The 16663-nt window shown below is 72.4% G+C and carries 9 protein-coding genes; all 9 read right to left on the reverse strand.

Annotated elements, in window-relative coordinates; translation table 11 throughout:
• Positions 1-214: 214 nt before the first annotated feature.
• Complete coding sequence (locus tag AB0D14_RS17315; protein ID WP_362779581.1) at positions 215-1576, reverse strand: hypothetical protein; 1362 nt, start codon at positions 1574-1576, stop codon at positions 215-217.
• Between the two features lie 869 nt (positions 1577-2445).
• A complete protein-coding gene (locus AB0D14_RS17320; RefSeq protein WP_362779709.1) occupies positions 2446-3996 on the reverse strand; it encodes a GAF domain-containing protein in 1551 nt (516 codons plus the stop codon).
• A 181-nt stretch (positions 3997-4177) separates the two neighbouring features.
• Entirely contained in the window at positions 4178-5215 is a 1038-nt protein-coding gene (locus AB0D14_RS17325; RefSeq protein WP_362779583.1) for a rod shape-determining protein, read from the reverse strand.
• A 293-nt stretch (positions 5216-5508) separates the two neighbouring features.
• Positions 5509-10041 carry an SAV_2336 N-terminal domain-related protein gene (locus AB0D14_RS17330; RefSeq protein WP_362779585.1) on the reverse strand — a complete coding sequence of 1511 codons (4533 nt, stop codon included), beginning with the start codon at positions 10039-10041 and terminating at the stop codon, positions 5509-5511.
• Positions 10031-11071 carry a MoxR family ATPase gene (locus AB0D14_RS17335; RefSeq protein WP_362779587.1) on the reverse strand — a complete coding sequence of 347 codons (1041 nt, stop codon included), beginning with the start codon at positions 11069-11071 and terminating at the stop codon, positions 10031-10033. The genes AB0D14_RS17330 and AB0D14_RS17335 overlap by 11 nt, the downstream gene beginning before the upstream one ends.
• A 97-nt stretch (positions 11072-11168) precedes the next feature.
• Entirely contained in the window at positions 11169-13058 is a 1890-nt protein-coding gene (locus AB0D14_RS17340; RefSeq protein ID WP_362779589.1) for a trypsin-like peptidase domain-containing protein, read from the reverse strand.
• Positions 13055-13501: a CU044_2847 family protein gene (locus AB0D14_RS17345; protein ID WP_362779591.1), complete on the reverse strand. Its 447-nt coding sequence runs from the start codon at positions 13499-13501 to the stop codon at positions 13055-13057. The genes AB0D14_RS17340 and AB0D14_RS17345 overlap by 4 nt, the downstream gene beginning before the upstream one ends.
• Positions 13502-13638: 137 nt before the next feature.
• Entirely contained in the window at positions 13639-15105 is a 1467-nt protein-coding gene (locus AB0D14_RS17350; protein ID WP_362779593.1) for a carboxyl transferase domain-containing protein, read from the reverse strand.
• On the reverse strand, positions 15098-16615 hold the full coding sequence (locus AB0D14_RS17355; RefSeq protein ID WP_362779595.1) for an acyl-CoA synthetase: 1518 nt from the start codon (positions 16613-16615) through the stop codon (positions 15098-15100). The genes AB0D14_RS17350 and AB0D14_RS17355 overlap by 8 nt, the downstream gene beginning before the upstream one ends.
• Positions 16616-16663: the final 48 nt, after the last annotated feature.

The raw sequence follows: 16663 nt of genomic DNA on the forward strand, positions 1-16663 counted from the left end.
CGCACAACGCTTTCAGCAAGTTCGCTTTCAACAAGTTCGACTTCAACAAGTTCGACCGCACGGGAATGGAAACACATTCAACAGCTCACCGGTCGAAGACAGCGGTTGACGTAGCTGCTTGGGGGAACTTCGGAGTGCGTGGCGGACACCGCACATCGCTGCGACGGCCGCTCGGAGTTCACTCGAACAAGAAAGGATCGTCCCGCGCCCGCCGCTATCCGGGCGGTTGGCTCGGACCGGTCAGAAGGGCCATCACTGTCGGCTGTGAACGGTAGGGGAGCAACGCCCGTCGCAGCGACCGGCTCGCGCGGTTGACTCTCGCGGACCGCAGCCCGGCAGCGAGCTGAGTGAACGTCTGCCAATTCGCACTGGCTTCCTCGACATGACCGGCGTGCAGGAGCAGGCGTACATGGAGGGCACAGGTCAGCGCATGGCCGCGCCGGTCGTCGGGGCTGCGGTGCGCCAGGGAGGCCGTCAGGGCCTCGGACGCGCCCGCGACGTCGCCGAGGCGCTGTAACGTCTGCGCACGCTGGTACTCCAGCGCCGCGCGTGGATACACCACGAAGGGTGAGTCCTCCCCCCTCCCGTGGTCGGCGGCCCGTTCGGCGTCGGTCAGAGCGGCCAGCGCCCCACGCCGGTCTTCCGCCATGGCCCGGGCGACCGCGACTTGAGCGGTGACGAAGGACCGTACGGCCGGCGGAGCTTCCGGAGGCAGTGCGGCGAGCGCCCCCTCACCATGGACCAGGGCGGCGCGGGAATGGTTCAGTGACAGCGCCTGGCTGCTCAGCGCGCGCAGGACCATCGCCCAGGTAACGCGGTCCTCGGCCTCGTTGGCGAGCAGCAGTGCGGTGGCGAAGTAGCGCTGCGCCACGCCCTGCATGCCGCAGTCCTCGTACTGTCGGGCCAGGACGAATACCAAACGGGAGGTCTCCCCGCGCAGTCGCCGGCCCGTCTGGGTGTTGGCGGAGCTGCGTAACCAGGGCACCACATCATCGGCGAGATACACGGAGAGCGCGCTACGGGCATGGCCTCCGCCGTGCCGGTCCAGGCCGGAGGCGAAAGACTCCACGGCGCTGCGCAAGGTGGCCACTTCGGCTCTGCCCACCCTCGGCTGGCGGGTTCCACTGGCTCTGGTGGTGCGACGGGCAGGTGCTGACTGGGCGGTTCGCCACCGGGGGAGGGACAGATCCGCGGCGTACGGGGAGCGCTGCAAGGGCAGGCGGTGCACCGGATCGGTATCGGCACCGACCAACGCCGCGAGGTTGCGAACCGCGCTCCCGTGGGACGGACCGCCGGGCCTCGGCCCGGGAACGCCTTCGTCATGGACCGTGAAGCCGACGGCGGCACCGGTGACGGCCCGTCCAAGACGGCGGGAGAGCACCTCGGCCACAAGGTGAGGTATCTGGCGCCGTGGCTGTGTACCCGACAGCCAATGAGACACCGAGGTGCGGTCATAGGAAAGACTCAGCCCGACCTCGGCGCCGGCCACGTTGACGGCGCGTGCCAGGGCGTCCGAAGTCCACTCCGCCTCGCTGAGAAGAGCACGCAGTCGCTCGTTGGCCCGCTTGTCTGTCATCACGTGCCTCAGTTCTGCCGCTGCCGGAACAGTCCGGTGCACCCGGTCTTCAGAAGGTCTTCCCGTGGCACCACTGGTGCGGGGGCGCCTATAGGGGAGCGACGGTTGCAAGACGGCTCTGAACTCTGCTCTCCTCTTACCCGTACGGAGGATGGCGTGAACGCCTGAACTGTGCCGCCGCCGTCGATCCAACAAGTTCAACAACTTCGGCGGGGGGTCTGCGCGTCACTCAGATTTCAATGGGGTATTCACTTACGGGCAAATTTCCGGGTGACTGCGACGGTGACTGCGACGAGGCCATGGCTTCCCCCGGGAGAGGGGGCGACAGGCGGGCCACCCAGCCGGGCGCGGACCAGCGCTGACTCTGTGGACGGCGCTGAGAACCAAGCCTTGGCGATCGCCCATCCACTCGGTGTTCTCGCACCCTTACCGGGTTCAGCGTCGGGTGACAGCTTCAGAGGGGAATGGGCGAAGGGATCGTTCATGGGGCATACACCTTCCCACCTGTGGACACCGCGAGCGGTGCGCTCCGTCAAACCACTCCGCTGGGCGGTGGTACTCAAGGCTGGGGGGTGGTGAACCGAGAACCGGCCCGGTGTCCGTTCGACGGTGACGAGGGCGTGCTCCGGCTCGCTCACCACGGGCCGTGCGCGCCCCGAGGATGCGGACTCCGGGGCCGCCAGGTGGCCTTCTTGCTATCAGTGACAGCCTCGGCGCGGAGCTGAATGGGCGTTTCATCCTGTTGTTCATTCATAATTACGGAGTTTGGCGTAGTTCAAGCTCCGCGCCATGTGGGGGTGGATTCAGCCAGGAGCCGGCGGGCCACGAGGGTGATCATCGCGAGGCGGGCCATGGCCTCCAGCACGAATTCAAAGGGGAGACTGCCACGTTGTGGTCGTGTCCTCTTCCCGGTCGGCGTCGTCCGTGTTCCCGTCGGCGGACACCGTGAGCCGTACGCCGGGGCGCCCGTCCGGGAGCGTCGCCGTCGCGTCGACCGTGACGCCGATACGCGTCGTGCCGGCGCGGCGGGACGCGGCGGCCAGGGCACCTCGCAGGGCGGTGAGAAGGTGCCCGGCCACCGTGTCGGTCATGCGGGTGTCGACGGGCCCGGTGAACCGGACCGACGGCTGGACGCCGAGGACCGCCGCGACGCCCGCCGTCTCGCGAAGCACCCTGCCCCGGAAACTGGTCGGGGCGTCGGCGGGCGGCTGCTGCAGGGCGAAGATCGCCGTACGGACCTCCTGGACGGTCGACCTGAGTTCGTCGACGGCCCGGCCGAGCGTCGCGTGGACCTCGGTGTCCCGCTCCTCCGCGGCCGTACGGCGCTGCGTGGACTCCAGCATCAGGCCGGTGGCGAAGAGCCGCTGGACGACCAGGTCGTGCAGGTCACGGGCGATCCGGTCGCGGTCCTCGAAGACGGCCAGCCGCTCCCGGCGCTGCTGGGCGTCCGCCAGCACCAGTGCCAGCGCGGCCTGCGAGGCGAACTGCGTGGCCAGCAGTTTCTCGGCGGGGCTGTACGGGGGATCGCCGCGTCGGCGCGGGAGGGCGAGGGTGCCGATGAGCCGGCCCCCGGCCTGCAACGGCAGCATCATGCTCGGCCCGAACCGGTGTCGTACGGGGGTCGTCATACGGGCGTCGGTCGCCGAATCGTCGAGGAACACCGGTTCACCGCCGAGGAGTTGCTCCAGGACCGCGCTGCCCGGCGCGATGGTCGTGCCGATCAGGCCGCCCGCGCCGTCCAGCGCCGACGCGGTGACGATTTCCATGCCGCCCTCGGCCGTGGGCTGGAGGATCACCCCGGCCGACGCGTCGGCGAGGACGCGGGCGCGCTCGGCGACCGTCATCAGCGCGTCGGCCGCCGCCTCGCCGGTGAGCAGCGCCGTCGTCACGGCCGCCGCGCCCTCGATCCAGCGCTCCCGTCGGCGGGCCGTCTCGTACAGCCGGGTGTTGCCGATCGCGATGCCCGCCTGCGCGGCCAGCAGGCGTACCACCTGCTCGTCCTCGGCGGTGAACGGCCCGCCGCGCTTCTCGGCGAGGCAGAGGCTGCCGTACACCTCGTCCTCCACGAACAGCGGTACGCCGAGGAAGCTGTGCATCTGAGGGTGCCCGGACGGGACACCGCACGAGCGCGGGTCGGTGGTCAGGTCGGTGAGCCTGAGCGGCGCGGGCTCCTGGACGAGGGCGCCCAGCAGGCCCCGTCGTCCGCTCGGCGGATGCCCGATCCGTGCCCCCGCGGTATCGGACAGGCCGGTCGTGCAGAACTCCGCCAGGCCGCTGTCGCCCGGGGCGAGCACGTTCAGCGCGGAGTACCGGGCGCCCGTCAGCCCGGCCGCGTTCTCCACGATGCGCTGGAGCGTGGCGCGCAGCTCGAGATCGCTGCCGACACCGAGGACGGCTTCGAGGAGGCGGGGCAGCGGCAGGGGGAGAGGGAGAGGGACAGGGGGAGGAGAGGGGAGAGGGGGGAGCGGGGGGAGCGGGGGGAGAGGACAGGAAGCGTGCGAAGGGTCCGGGTCGGCGGGCTCAATGGGCTCGGTGTGTTTCGTCATGTGCGGCGGTGGGGGCGGGGACCGGGCTCTGCGTCTACGGTTTCGCCTCGGGCGCTCAGCCGGCCGTCGAGTCGAGGACCAGCGGTACGATCCTGCCTTCCAGCATCGCTCCCAGGCCGAGGACCGCGCACACCTCGGGCCGTTCGGCGATGTGCACCGGCATCCCCGTCGCCTGCCGCAGCATCTGGTCGAGGCCCGGCAGCAGGGCGCTTCCGCCGACCATCATGATCCCGCGGTCGACGAGGTCGGCCACCAGGTCCGGCGGGCAGGCGCGCAGCACCTTGCCGATACCGTCGAGCACGGCGGTCAGCGGGGTCTGGATGGCGTCGCGCACGGAGGCCGTGTCGACCTGTACGGAACGGGCCAGGCCGGTGGCCACGTCCCGGCCGTGGATCTCCGTGAAGGTGGGTCCCTGCGAAGTGAGCCCGTTGCCGGAGAGGGCGAGCTGCAGCGGGCGTACCGACTGCGAGGGCAGCATCAACTCGTGGCGGTGGCGCAGGTGCTGGACGATCGCGTGGTCGATGGCCTCGCCGCCCACGGGGATGCGTTCGGCGGTGACGATCGAGCCGAGCGACAGTACGGCGACCTGGGTGGCGGCGGCCCCGCACACCATGATCATGGTGGCTTCGGGGTGTTCCACGGGCAGCCCGCAGCCGACACCGGCGGCGATGAGCGTGTCGACCAGCTCGACGCGCCGCGCACCGAGACCGACGAGCGTCTCGATGGTGGCGCGCTGGGCCAGCGGGTCGGAGTCGTGCGGGGTGCAGGCGGCGGCCCGCAGCATGGGCTTACGGCGCAGGGTGCGGCGGACCTTGTCGCCGAGGAGCTGGCGCAGCATGCGCTGGGCCATGTCGATGTCGACGACCGTGCCGCCGGAGACGGGTCGTACGACACGGATGTAGTGGGGCGTACGGCCCGTCATCTTCTCGGCGAACTCACCGACCGCGATCAGACCGCCCGTCTTCGTGTTCACGGCGGCGACGCTCGGCTGGTCGACGATCAGCCCGGCGCCCTTCACGAAGACACGGGTCCTCGCCGCCCCCAGGTCGACGGCGAAATGGCAGCGGCGCAACTGCTCCAGACTGTCGGTCATGGGGGTCCTTCCGAGAGCGCAGACCTGGGACTCCACCGGACGGCGGTCCTCCCTACGCATGGTGCGCGAGCTGACGAGGTGTCGCCTTCCGGGGTGGGCCGGGCGGGGTGCCGCTGGACGGGTGGTCTTCGGCGTCGAAGGGCCTGTCAGGTGGCGGGCCGGCTCAGGCGGCGGGCCCGACTCGGGCGACGGACGTGACCAGGGTGGCGGGCGTGGCCAGGGTGGCGGGCGTGCCCGGCCGGCGAGTGCGACTTGGGTGGCGAGGCGAGCGCGACCTGGGCGGTGGGCCGGGTTCAGGTGTTGGGGAGGGCCTGGAGCAGTGGGGCCCAGGAGGCCGTGGTCAGTTCGCAGCCCGCGCGGACCAGGCGCTGCCTGTGCGGCTCGGAGCGGGTGTAACCGAGGAAGCGCAGACCCACGGCCTTCGCCGCGGTCAGCTCGGCGACCGACGAGCCGACCATGACAGTGTCCTTCGGCGTGGCGCCGAGGTGCTCCAGAGCCCGCAGGAGGCAGTCGGCGTTCGGCATCAGCCGGGTCAGGTCGTCCGCGCGGCCGTGCACTCCGCCGGTCACCAGGCCGGCCAGCCGACCGTGGGCCTGCAGATACTTCCAGACGGCACTCGGCGCGTTGTCCGCGACGACGGCGGTGCGCCGCCCGAGCGAGTTGAGCGTGCTGAGCAGGGAGTCCGAGAACGGGGTGGACGCCGCGGTCGACACGGCCCGCTCCTCGATCCGGTTGAGCCGTCGGCGCAGATCGGCTCCCAGCGGATGGCCGGCGAAGGCGCGCAACAGGTCCAGGGGGTTCGGGCGCCCTTCCAGCGGCGGCGTGGGCGCACCACGGGAGGTGAGCGGCTCCCCGCGTAGCGCGGCCTCCGGGTCCCGCAGCTCGGCGAGCAGCGCGGCCAGTTCCCGGGAGGCCTGCTTCTCGGCGTCACCGGTGTAGAGGCGGACCAGGGGGCCGTCGAAGCCGATGAGGACATAGGGGGCTTTCACCAGGGCGGTGGCCGACTCCGGCGGGCGCCCGGCGGCCGGCCCGGTCGCCCGCCGGGTGGCGCCGGGGACGGGCCGCGGCTCCGCCTCGGACGTCAGCCGTACCGAGCACGCCACCGAGAGCCCCGGCACCGGCCAGTCGCGCAGCCCGTCGTGCACCGCGTGCTGGGCCGCTCCCACCCGGTGGACCGGGTGGCGGCGGGTGATGCGGCGCGCCTCCCTGACCAGGTGGTCGAGCAGGCGCTCGGACACGTTGGTGGTCTTGCCGAGTACGAGCGCCACCGGGTCGTCGACATGCCAGGACAGCTCGACGGACGCAGCGAAGGCTCCGCCGCGCGAGGCGGGCAGGGACAGCTCGTGGGTGGCCCGGTGCGGGGTGAGGTCGACCTCGTAGTACGCGATGCGGGGCCCCGAAGGGGGTGTGCCGGTGAACTCGTCGGGGCCGAGAAGAGCGGGAGCGCCGTCGGGGGGCTGGAAGACCACGGCGGTCCGTCCGGGCTCGGGGGGACGGACCGTCCCGCGGTGGCGGGTACTGAACGGGCCGTTCACCAGGTCGCGTCGCCCGGGCGGGGGATCCGGCACGAGGTCCGGGATCGTGTGGGCGAGCGTGCTGTGAGCCCCCCGGTGGTCGCCGGGGTCCACGCACTCCATGGTGCTGGCGGGCCGGCCGTCGTCGGGAGCGGCGCGCAGCTCGCGGTAGAGCTCCAGGAGGGTGGGGTTCGGTTCACTGAACTGCCGGTCCTGGAGTTGCGCGTAAGCCTCGTACGACTCCATGGCCTCGGCGGTACGGCCCTGGTCCTTGAGGGCGAGGATGTGCAGGCGCCGCAGGTCCTCGCGCTCGGGGTGCGAGCGGAGCAGCTCCTCCAGATCGGTGGCCGCACGCTCGGACCTGCCCAGTTCCAGGTCGAGTTCGGCGCGGGTGACGCAGAGGGTGAGGCGCAGGGCGTGCAGCCGGGTGCGGGTCGTCTGGGCGGCGGGGCCCGGAACGCCGTCGAGGGGATCGCCGTACCAGAGGTCGAGCGCGCCCTGGACGGCCTCGCGGGCCGCTGTCAGGTCCCCGCCCTCCCGGTGGGACTCCGCCTCGGCGACGAGTTCCTTGCAGCGCTCCACATCGACGGTGCCGAGCCCCGCGTGCAGAGCGTAGCCGTACGCGGTGGTGGCGAGGAGCCCCGGGCCCAGGGTCCCGCGCAGGGCGGAGGCGTACGTGGCCAGGAGGCGTTCGGGGTGCTGCGGGGGGCGGTCGCCCCACAGCCCCTCGGTCAGTTCGCCGTCGGTCACCGGCCTGCCGTTGCGCAGGAGCAGCAGGCAGAGCAGGGCCTGTTCCTGGGGGGAGTGGGCCGGCTGGGAGAGGTCGCCCTGGTGGATGCGTACGGGGCCGAGCAGGCGGTAGCGGATCCGGTCCGCCGCGACGGCCTCGACCACCGCACCGAAGGCGGGACTCAGGAAGAGGTCCCTGCCGCGGTGCTGGGTCTCCGTGTCCGGCGAGAGCAGAAGGGCGACGGCATCGGTGAACCGCTGCCGGTGCTCGGCCGGGATGCCGGAGAGTTCGCCCTGGGTCTCGCCCCCGGCCAGCTCCCGAAGCAGGAGCCCGAAGTCGTGGAGGTCCTTCGACCCGTCCGACCCGTCCGCCTCCTCCGACTCGTCGAGGCCCAGGCTCCCCTCCAGCCGTTCCGGTCGTTCCGGTCGCTCCAGCCGTTCCAGTGGGAAGCCGCTGATCCGGACGGTGCCGTCCGCGCCGAACAGCAGGTAACTCGGGGCGAGGTGTCCATGTGCCATGCCGCGGGCGTGCACCGCCGCAAGGCCCTGCGTGACCTGGCGGGCCAGGGGCGCCAGCAACGCCCAGGGCAGCCGGAAGCCGCCCTGGGCCGTGAGTTCGGCCAGGGTGACTCCCGCCACGAACTCCGTGACGAGATACCCGAGGTGTCCCTCGAAGCCGTAGTCGTACACGGCGAGCACATTCGGATGCGCCACGCCCGCGAGGGTCCGCGCGGACTCCAGGAACCGCTGCCGCTGCCGTTCCGGCGCGACGGTGTACCGGTGCACCGCCACGGTCCGGTCGAGCCGGGTGTCCTGGGCTTCCATCACGTGCTTGCCGCGCCCCAGGTGGCGTACGAGCCGGTATCTGCCGAGTACGAGCCCGGTGTCCGCCGGCTTCGGCAGGGTCCCGCCCAGCCGCTGGACGCTCTCCTCCCGCACCGCCGCGAACGGCTCACCCCCGGCCGTGGCGCCACCGGGCCCCGGCACCGCGACCCGGAACTCGCCGGCGGCCACTCCGGCCCGTACGTCGATCAACGCGCCGACCCGGGCAAGGAGTTCGGAGGTCCTGCCCCGTGCTGTGCGGGGCAGCGTACGCAGCAGCAACTCCCGTACGCCGGGCCGGAAGGCGTACGAACCGGCCGCTCCCGGGACCGCGGTCAGCGCGCCGCTGAGGATCACCTCGGCCAGGTGCTGCGGCTGCGGGTTCTTCTCGATCGCCGCCTGGACGAGACGCATGACGAACAACTTCGGCGGCCCCACCGCGAGATGCCCGGCCAGCCGGAAGGCCTCCGGAGAGGCGAGGGAGCGGAACCGCAGCAGCAGTTCCTCGGGAGAGAGCCGTTCGACGTCGCTCCGGCCCCTCTCGTCGACCGGTGCGACCGGCGGTGCGGCCCCCAACAGGCCCACGGCGCCCGGCAGTCGGCCCCTGCCCGCCACCAGCGACGACCAGTTCGCCAGCCAGACCGCCGAGGCCTCAAGCACGGGGAGGGGCAGCACGTCGCGCGGCAGCCCATCGAGTGCGTACGAGTCCACGTCGTACGCCGAGTTGGGAGCCGCGGGCCCCTGCGCGGCGATCCGCGCGGTCGTGGCAGGCAGTGCCGTGGTGCGCCACAGGCGTTCCGGCAACGGCTGGACCAGGGCGACGGGCATGTTGGCCGACCAGCGGCGCAGCGTGGTGTACCAGCGGGTGCCCGCCGGGCCGTCCCGCCACTGCGGGCCCATGCAGTCGCTGATCAGGAGCGTGACCGTGCGGCCGTCGGCGAACGACTCCTGCGAGCCGGGGCGGCGTACCCTGCCGTCGGTCTCCAGCCGGTGCAGCTCCACCGTGCGGAAGACGCCCGACTGCGCGAGCGCCGTGTGCAGTTCGCGGACGAGTGGCCGCCACACGGGCATCGTCGGCCCGGCGTCGTGTACGAGGTGCAGGGTCAGCCATCGCTCGGTCGTGGGCCGCAGTACGGGCAGCCACCACCGGGGCGCGGCCCCGAGCCGGGCGATCCGGTGGGCGGTCGCCGCCTCGTCCAGTTCCTGTCCGACGGGGGAGGGGACGCGTCGCTTGAGCGGGCGCAGGGCACGCTGGAGTGTGAGGGGGTGGGAGAGCATCGGGGGCGCCGGGGCCAGGAGCGAGGTGTAGGAGCCGTCGGGCCTGGCCGGCCTGCCTGGTGCGGCCGGCCCCTCCCGTCCGTTCGCGGGCGCCGGGCCGCCGGGCAGCCGTAGGGGGACGCGGTTCTCGCGGGGCTCGGGTACGTCGAGGTGGCCCGGCCGGTGGTGTGTCTCGTCCGCGGGCCGGTGGGGGCTGGTCGCGCCCTGCGGCGGATCCGCGGATCGATTCGGCCCCGCGCCGCCGGCGGGGCCGGGGGAGCCCGTGGGGCGGGTCGTCAGGTCGGCCGGAGTCGTAGTCGGGGCGGGCGCCTCGGGGGCCGGCATGTGCTGTGCCAGCCAGAGCAGTTCGGCCAGCTCGACGGAGGTGGGCCCCGCCCCGCCGCCCGCCTGCGCGAGCAGATCGGCGAGATACGCGGCACCCGCGCCCCCGCCCGCGTCGGCGTCTGGGCCCACGCCTCCACCCGCGTCGGCGTCAGAACGCATCCGGTTCTTCTCCCGTGCGGCTCAGATACGGCATCAGCAGCTCGGCCAGTTCGTCGCGCGACGACGCGTCGATCCCCGCCACGCCCGTGAGGTAGATCGCGTTGAGCAACTGGTCCGTGGCGAGTTCCCCCTCGGTCCCGCGGGACAGGAACCGGGTGATCAACTCGCCGGCGTACGAGTCGGGTTTACCCAGGTGGGCCTGGACGATGTGTTCCAGGTGGCCGGCGCGGGGCTGATGGAGTTCGAGGCGGACACAGCGGCGGAGAAAGGCAGGAGGGAACTCGCGCTCGCCGTTGCTGGTGAGGACCACGAAGGGGAAGGCCCGGCAGCGGACACGGCCGCGCGAGAGCTCCACCCGTTCGTCCGTGCCGTCGATCATGACCTCGGCAGCAGGGGTGTGCCGGGCGGAGCGGACCAGCTCGGGGATCTCGTACTGGCCCTCCTCCAGGATGTTGAGGAGGTCGTTCGGCAGGTCCAGGTCACTCTTGTCGATCTCGTCGATCAGCAGTGCGCGCGGACGGCCGTACGGGAGGAGCGCCGTACCGAGCGGCCCGAGCCGAAGATGGTCCTGAAGCTCGCTGTCGGTCGTGGGCCTGGGGTCGGGCAGGGCTTCGCCGTCGGGCCGGACGTCGCGCGCGGCCGCGTACAGGCGGGACAGCGGATCGTACTGGTAGAGCCCGTCGTGCAGCGTGGTGCGGCTGGTGATGTTCCAGCGGAGGACGGGGCCGAGCTTCAACTCCCGTGCCACCGCGTACGCCAGGCTCGACTTGCCGCTGCCCGGGGGCCCCGTCACGAGGAGGGGCCGGCGCAGATAGAGGGCGGCGTTGACGAGTTGCACGGCACGGTCCGTGGCGCGGTAGGCGCGGGCGCGGTGCCGACGGTCCGGGGACGTGGCCGAGGCATCGTCGGCCTCGGCGGGCGTCGTCAGCTCCGGGCCGCCGTCGAAGTCGCGCCAGGGCGGCGGTGCGGGCAGCTCGGCGATACCGTCGTGGGGCTCGCTCGCACCCGTGTAGACGGGCCACAGGGACATGGTCTCTCCGAACGTGTTCCGGTGTGTGTGCGGTTCTGGCTTCGGTGCTTCGGGCCGTCGGTGGTTGGGTGGTTGGCCGGTTGGGCTGTTCGGCGGTTCAGCCGACAGGGCTGTGCAGGTAGCCGACGGGGTCAGGCAGGCATTCAGGGTCCTCCCACAGCAGGGCCAGGTCGTACGCCCAGTGCGGCTCCGGGGCGTCGGAGGCGTACGCCGCCTCGCGCAACTCATGTACGTAGTACGGGAGTTCGCGGGCCGGCAGGCCCGCGAGGTGCTCGGTGAGGCGGTCCAGGAACGCCGACCCCCGGCAGTCCTCCGACTCCCCGTACCGGTGCTCGCCCCGGCAGCCGGTACGCGGCCACAGCATCACCGGCACCGCCGCGTTCAGGCTCGCCTGGAACAGCCGCCGGACACCGTCCGCGCGCGGCGGCGTACCGAAACCCACCATGTCCGCGTCGCGGCGCAGCCCGATGGTCAGTTTCACCTGGTCCTGGCCGACCGACCAGCAGTCGATGCGGTGCAGCCGCGGCGCCGGCCGGGCGTCCAGGCGCTGCCACTTCTGGCGGAGCTTGTGCTGCAGGCCGCCGCTGCGCCGCCGTTCCAGGTCCATCACGACGAGCGGCGCGAAGGAGCCGAGCGGGCTGTCGTCGTCCGCGCTGCGCTTCCAGTGCGCCACGTCCGCGTTGAGCCATCGACGCGGTAGCACGAAAACGAGCAACTCCCGTGCCCCAGGCTCCAGTTCGCGGTACGCCTCGTCGATCCGCTCCAGTGCGTAGGGGCGCACCCGGTCCACAGGAAGACGGCGCGAGCCCACCACCCGCCGGTGTCTGCCGTTGTACGCGGACACCTCGACCAGGAAGTGTCCGTCGCCGGAGCCGCTGGGGGCGATCTCGACGAGGATCGGCGACCAGGTGTGCGCGGGGTCCTGCGCGGCCCCGCGCGGGACCACGGGTGCGGTGTCTGGCCGGCGGGCCAGCGGCGCCGCCGGCCAGGCGCGCAGAGCGCTGCGGGTTCGCTGGTCGTCCACGAAGTCGGCCAGCCGTGCGGCGAACCGGGTGACGGCACCGGGGTCCGGTACCTCCGAGAGGAGGTACCAGGCCGCGGCCCACAGGGAGCCGAAGCCGTGTGGCGGGAGCGGGGGGCCCAGGAGGCCGACCGCGTCCGAGTACAGCCGCTCCGGGCTGTACTCGGACGCGGTCGGGCCGGTCGGGCCGGTCGGGCCGGTCGGGCCGGGCGGGTTTCTGGTGTGGTCTGTCCGCGGGCCGGTGGGGGCTGGTCGCGCCCCGCGGCGGAGCCGCACTTCGATACAGCCCTGCGCCCCTGGCTGGGCCCCTTCCACCGCCTCGATCAGGTGCCGAAGCCGTTCCTTCTCCGTCTGTCCGTACTCGGGCGTCGGGATCAGGTCGGCGAGCCGCGGCCAGTAGCGGGCCATGACCTGCGCGGGCAGCATCCGTCCGTTGCGGATCTCGGGGCTGCGGGCGGCCGCCGAGACCATGCCCACGATCCGGCCGGTGTCCGCGAGGGTCACCGCGGCGCCGCTGAAGCCCGGCACGAGCGGCTGGCCGTGCGCGGCCCAGGCCTCCAGCTGTACCCACTCACCGGCGATCAACTGGTCGGCGGTGGCCCGGTATTCGGCGAGCGTCCCCTCGTCGTACCGTTTGGGGAAGCCGTAGGCGAGGAGCCTTCGCGGGGGATCGCCGTAGGCGTCGGCCGGCGTCGCGAACTCGGCCGGCTTCATCGGCACCGGCCGGTCCAGCTCCAGTACGGCCAGATCGCCCGGGTCGCTCTCGCGGCCGCCCCAGCCGCCGTGGGCGATCACCCGGGCGGGGACGTCCTCGTAGCCGCCGTGCGCGAAGGACACCGCGACCGTATCGGTGTCGCTGCGCGCGACGACGTGGGCGCAGGTCAGGACATGCTGCTCGGTGACGAGGAAACCGGCGCCGGTGTCCCGTCCGCAGCTGATTCTTGCGTGCCAGGAAGCACTTGTCATGAGCGCGGGCTGATCTCCGGGGAGCCGGGGGCGGCTGATGGGGCGCCGTCCGACAGCGCACCGTCCGACGAATCGGACGACTGCTCGGACGACTGCTCGGACGACTGCTCGGGCGACGGCTCGGGCGGCTGCCTGGGCGACCAGGCGAGCTTGACCAGGAGATGGCCCTCGACGGCGCTCTTGGCGATCAACGCGCCTGCCTCCGCTGTGAGTTTGACCCCGAACTCGATCTCCACGGAGTCAGGGTTGAGCGAACCGTCCCGGAAGACGCGGAGCGCGGACTCGGCGGCTGCCCGGACTCCCTCCAGCGAGCCCTCGAAGGTACGGGCCGCCGGGACCGTTCCGTCCGCCCGTGCGACCAGGCGGGAACCCGACTCGTCCTCGGCCCCCTCGACGACGATCACGGCCCCGTCGTCCGTCTTGAACTCCACTAGTCCGTCCATGCTGCGGCAGAACCCCCGTTGTCCGTCACTGGTGACCACCTCATTGTCACGGACGGTACTTACCGCTGTCGCGGTTTCCACCAGTCGTTCACCGTTCCTCTCCTCTGGCGGAAAACCGCCAGGGCGGCCCCCACACGCTACGAAGGGGGCCTCGACGACTCCGTGACGCCGCACACGACGCCGCGCACGACACCGAGATCCACCAAGTCCTGTGGGCGGATGTGGAGTTGATCGGCGGTGGCCCGCGCCTCCGCCGCCGGGCGTTTGAGGATGGCGGCTGCCATCTCGGGGGCGATGACGGAGAAGTAACTGTCCGGCGTGACCCACGTGTTGTCCGGAGCCGCGAGGGCCAGCGCCCCGCCCGAGCCGCCTTCCCCGATCAGCAACGTGGTGACAGGGGTTTCCGCGGCCGCCACGGCTCCGAACAGGTCCGCGATCGCCGCGCCCACGCCCTGCCGCTCCGCCTCCGCGTCATTGGCGGCACCCGGGGTGTCCACCAGCGTCAGGACGGGGATACGGAGCCGGTCCGCGAGCCGGATCAGCCGGGCGGCGGTGCGATAACCGGCGGGGCGCGTGGCGGTGCCTGTCTGGGCGGCGTAGGCGACCGTACGACCGTCCTGTGCCCGGGTGCCGAAACCGCAGAGCATGCCGTCGTCCGTCCCGCCGCAGCGGTCGCCGCTGATCGCAGCACGGTGAGTGAGAAAAGCATCCAAGTAGGCCTGCGCACGCGGGCGTTCAGGGGCTCGGGCGTTGTGCACGGCCTCCCAGCCGGTGGCCGGGAGCCCGCTGCCGCCCAGTGCCGGGGGAGGCGGGACGGGGTCGGCCGACGGATGGCTCAGCAGCCGCAGCCAGAGCGCCAGCGCCTCCGGCAGCTCTCCCACGGACACCACCGCGTCGACCGCTCCCGCGGCCAGTTGCGCCTCGGCCGTGTACGCGGCCGGGTCCGCGTCGGGTGGACGGACCCGGGAGCCCGCGAAGCCCACCTGCGCACCCGGCAGCGCGAGGACCACGTCGGCGCCCGCGCCCAGGGTGGCCCAGCCGCCGCCTGTCGTCGGGTCGCGCAGGACCGCGACCTGGGGAAGCCGGGCCGCACGGTTGAGGGCCGACTGCCGTGCCACGCGCTGGAGTTGGACCAGTGCGCGCATCCCTTCCTGCATACGGCTGCCGCCCGTCGCGACGAGGGAGACGACCGGGAGACGGTGATCACGCGCGTACGTGTAGGCGGCCTCCAGCCGGTCACCCGTGCGTTCGCCCAGCGAACCGCCGAGGAAGCCGAACTCGAAGGAGATCAGCACGGCCGTGGTCGTCCCGAGGGTGGCGGTACCGCAGACGGCCGACTCCTCCTCACCGGTGCGGTCCGCGGCACGGGCGCGCGAGGCGTCGTAACCCTGCCAGGACAGGGGCCCGTCCGGCCCATCCGGCCCATCCGGCCCATCCGGTCTGCCCGGTCCGTACGCGCTGACGGGGACGGGCAGTTCGGTGAAGTCGGTGCTGACGAGACCGATCGCCTCGCGGGCCGTGCACCGCCGGGAACCTTCAGCCGCGACGCCTTCACCCGCGACGCCTTCACCCGCGACAGCTTCACCCGCGACACCCTCAGTCATGAGCCAGTGCACGCTTCATGATCTTGCCCATGTCGTTGCGGGGCAGGGCGTCGAGGTAGTGGACGACCCGGGGCCGCTTGTGGGGCGCGAGGCGGTCGGCCACATGGTCCGCCAGTTCGCCGGCGGACGGCGGGGACTGGGGATCGGTGGGCACGATCCATGCCACGATCCGCTCGCCGAGGTCGGCGTCCGGCTCGCCCGTGACCGCGGCCTCCCGCACGCCGAGGTGTTCCAGGAGGGCGTTCTCGATCTCGCCCGCCCCGATCTTGTAGCCGCCGCTCTTGATGAGGTCGGTGGCCTTGCGGCCGACGATGCGTACGTATCCGTCGGGGTCGCGCACCGCCACGTCACCCGTGCGGAACCAGCCGTCCGCGGTGAAGGCCGCCGCCGTCGCGTCGGGCCGGTTCAGGTACTCGGTGAAGAGGTTCGGCCCGCGGACCTGGATCTCGCCCACGGTCTCCCCGTCGAACGCCTCCACGGTCGTCGTCCCGTCCTCCTCCGTCAGCCGCAGCTCGACGCCGGGCAGCGGGACGCCGACCGTGCCGGCGCGCGGCTCCCCGTCGGCGCGGACACTTGTGTTCATGAGGGTCTCCGTCATCCCGTACCGCTCGATGACCCGACGCCCTGTCGCCTCCGCGATCCGCTCGTGGTCGTGCACCGGCAGGGCCGCCGAGCCCGACACGAGCAGCCGTGCCCGCGCCAGCGCCTTCGCGAGTGCCGGGTCGTCGGGCAGGGTCTCGGCGATCCGGTGGTACATCGTCGGAACACCGAACAGCATCGTCGCGCCCGCGTTCAACTCCCGTGTCACGCCCGCTGTTTCGAAGCGGCCGAGATGCCGTACGGATCCACCGCGGCGCAACGGGCCGAGGATGCCCAGGATCAGGCCGTGCACATGGAAGAGCGGAAGGCCGTGCACGAGGACGTCGTCGCCGGTCCACTGCCAGGCGTCCGCGAGGGCGTCCAGGGTGGTGGCAATGGCCCGGCGGGGGATGACGGCGCCCTTCGGGGGGCCGGTGGTGCCGGAGGTGTAGACGACGAGGGCAGGGCTCTCCGGGGCAAGGTCCAGGGCGCCCGGGGCGGGGGGCGCCGCCGACCGCGGGACGCGTACGCCGCCCTCGCCCTCGCCCTCGATGCCCTCGATGTCGACATCGATACGCTCCAACGCCGCGAGTGTGGGCGGGAGTTGGTCACCCGGGGCCGCGAGCACCAGTGTCGGCGCGCTGTCCGCCACGATGTGCCCCAGCTCGCTCCCGCCCGACTTCGGGTTGAGCGGGACGGCGGGGACGCCGGCCAGCAGTGCGGCGACCACGGCGACGGCGGTCTCCAGGGTGGGCGTGGCCCAGACGGCGATCCGCTCGGCCTGCCCGATGCGGGAGGCCAGGGCGGCGGCGGTCGCCGCGAGTTCGCCGTAGGTCAGGGAGCGGTCGCCGAAGCGCAGGGCCGACCGGTGCGCGGCGGTTCCGTCCGGGTCCGCCAGTGCCTCGGTCAGGGCCGGGAAAAGAGGGGACACGCGTGCGTACTCCTTGCTCGTCGGTCGTGGCTCGTCGGTCGTGTTCAT

This window comes from Streptomyces sp. NPDC048484, from assembly GCF_040651415.1.
Taxonomy (GTDB): Bacteria; Actinomycetota; Actinomycetes; order Streptomycetales; family Streptomycetaceae; genus Streptomyces.

Coding starts and splice junctions, on each gene's coding strand:
- AB0D14_RS17345 (WP_362779591.1), bottom strand. CDS start 13,501: ATGGACGGACTAGTGGAGTTCAAGACGGACGACGGGGCCGTGATCGTC.
- AB0D14_RS17340 (WP_362779589.1), bottom strand. CDS start 13,058: ATGACAAGTGCTTCCTGGCACGCAAGAATCAGCTGCGGACGGGACACC.
- AB0D14_RS17330 (WP_362779585.1), bottom strand. CDS start 10,041: ATGCGTTCTGACGCCGACGCGGGTGGAGGCGTGGGCCCAGACGCCGAC.
- AB0D14_RS17325 (WP_362779583.1), bottom strand. CDS start 5,215: ATGACCGACAGTCTGGAGCAGTTGCGCCGCTGCCATTTCGCCGTCGAC.
- AB0D14_RS17315 (WP_362779581.1), bottom strand. CDS start 1,576: ATGACAGACAAGCGGGCCAACGAGCGACTGCGTGCTCTTCTCAGCGAG.
- AB0D14_RS17335 (WP_362779587.1), bottom strand. CDS start 11,071: ATGTCCCTGTGGCCCGTCTACACGGGTGCGAGCGAGCCCCACGACGGT.
- AB0D14_RS17350 (WP_362779593.1), bottom strand. CDS start 15,105: ATGACTGAGGGTGTCGCGGGTGAAGCTGTCGCGGGTGAAGGCGTCGCG.